Raw genomic sequence first — 1,809 nt, 5'->3', positions numbered from 1 at the left:
TTGCCAAGCGCCGCCAGCTTGCCCTCGATCAGGGTGATTTCGCGCCGCAATGCTGCAATCAGCATCGGGCGACGCTCGGGGCGCATGCGATCTTCGATTGCCGCCAAGGAAATCGCCCCAGCCGGGCGGCCGTCGGGCCAGAGAAAGGCCATACCCAACCCCCAAGAACCGGGGACAACCCGGCCGGGGTTCAAGGCATAGCCAAGCTGTCGCGCCTGGACGACCTCTTGGTCGATATTGGTGTAAAGCGCTGCGTTGATCGCCTCGATCTCGGGGCGTGCGCGCTGGGTCAGGATGCGCGCCTCGGCATCGGGAAGTGCGGCCAAAAGCGCAAGCGCACCAGCGCCGACACCCGCAGGTTTGCGGTCACCGCGCATCAGCGCATGGGTGCGGACCGGATAGGCGCCCTCGATGCGCTCGAGGCAAAGGGTGTGATCGTCCTGTGGCACGGTCAGCAAAACCGTATCCTCGCTTTCCCGCGCAAGGCGCAGCATGGCCTCACGGGTCTGGACCGGCATACCGTGGCGGTCCTCGGCGAAATGCCCCAGCAAAAAGGCCTCGGGGCCAAGGTGATAGCGGCGGGTTTGACGGTCCTGATCAACCAGACGCGCCGCCCCCAATGCCAAAAGCAGCCGGCGCGCGGTGGGGCGCGCCAGCCCTGCTGTTTGCGACAGCTCGGCCAGCCCCATTCCCTCGGCCCCGCCCCTGCCGACAAGCGACAGAAGAGATAGCGCCCGCCCGACGGCCTGCGCGCCACCCGTCTCCGGCGCAACATCTTGCGCCGGTTCCGAGCCTGAGAATAAGGCCGCTTTCATAGCCATCGTTACGCGAGCTTGCGCCCGATTGCGGCTTCAAGAATTTCCCAGGCGGCATCGCCATAGGTCTTTTTCCACTGCGCATAAAAGCCCGCTTCGCGCAGCTTATCCTCAAAGGGTTGCGGTTCGACCTCGTTAAAGGTGAAGCCCTCTTTTTCCAGGTCTCCGCGCAGGGTGGTGTTCAACGCCATGACATCGCCACGCTGTTTTTCCGCCGAAGCGTTGAAGTTCTTCGCAACAACCTGCTGATAATCCTCGGACAATGCGCCCCATGCCCGACGGTTGCCCAGCAGCCAGAAGCCATCCCACATGTGATTGGTCAGCGACAGATATTTCTGGACCTCCCACATCTTGGCAACCTGCATGATCGCCAGCGGGTTTTCCTGACCATCAACAATGCCGGTTTGCAGCGCGGTATAAACCTCGGCAAAGTTGATCGACGCGGGCGCCGCACCAAAGGCCGAGAACATCGAGGTCCACAGCGGGCTGACCGGAACCCGGATCTTGAAGCCTTCGAAATCCTTGGGGCTGACAATCGGGTGCTTGGATGAGGTGGTCTGGCGATAGCCGTTGTCCCAGATCTTATCCATCACGACGAGCCCGGCCTTTTCGATCTCGCCGCGCGCATAGGCGCCCAGATCGCCGTCCATCGCCTTCCAGACCGTATCATAATTGGGGAAGGCAAAGCCGATGCCGCTGATCGAGGCATTGGGAACCAGCGTCGACAAAATCACCGGTGACAGCTGAAAGAACTCGACCCCGCCCGAGCGCAGCTGACCCAGAACATCGGTATCGGCGCCAAGTTGGTTAGAGGGGAAGATCTGAATATCGACCGCACCCGAGGTTTCTTCGAGAATCGACTTTACCGCCTCGCCCAGACGGATGTTGCTGGGATGCTCCAGCGGTTGGTTATTGGCGATTTTATAGCTGAACTCGGCAGCCCTTGCCGCACCTGGGCGGATAAAGGGTGCCGTCAGTGCACCGGCAGCCGCAC

2 protein-coding genes are annotated in these 1,809 nt (G+C 61.7%); both read right to left on the bottom strand.

Annotation, left to right across the window (positions count from 1 at the left end):
• Positions 1-815 (bottom strand): helix-turn-helix domain-containing protein (locus RTS12_RS20740; RefSeq protein WP_312532058.1); only part of this gene is annotated, 815 nt, incomplete at its 3' end.
• 8 nt (positions 816-823) lie between these two features.
• A partial coding sequence (locus tag RTS12_RS20735; RefSeq protein ID WP_312532056.1) for a TRAP transporter substrate-binding protein occupies positions 824-1,809 on the bottom strand: 986 nt, incomplete at its 5' end.

The organism is Paracoccus sp. (in: a-proteobacteria) (genome assembly GCF_032007265.1).
Lineage (GTDB): Bacteria > Pseudomonadota > Alphaproteobacteria > Rhodobacterales > Rhodobacteraceae > Paracoccus.
This window is presented reverse-complemented; position numbering and strand designations above follow the sequence as displayed.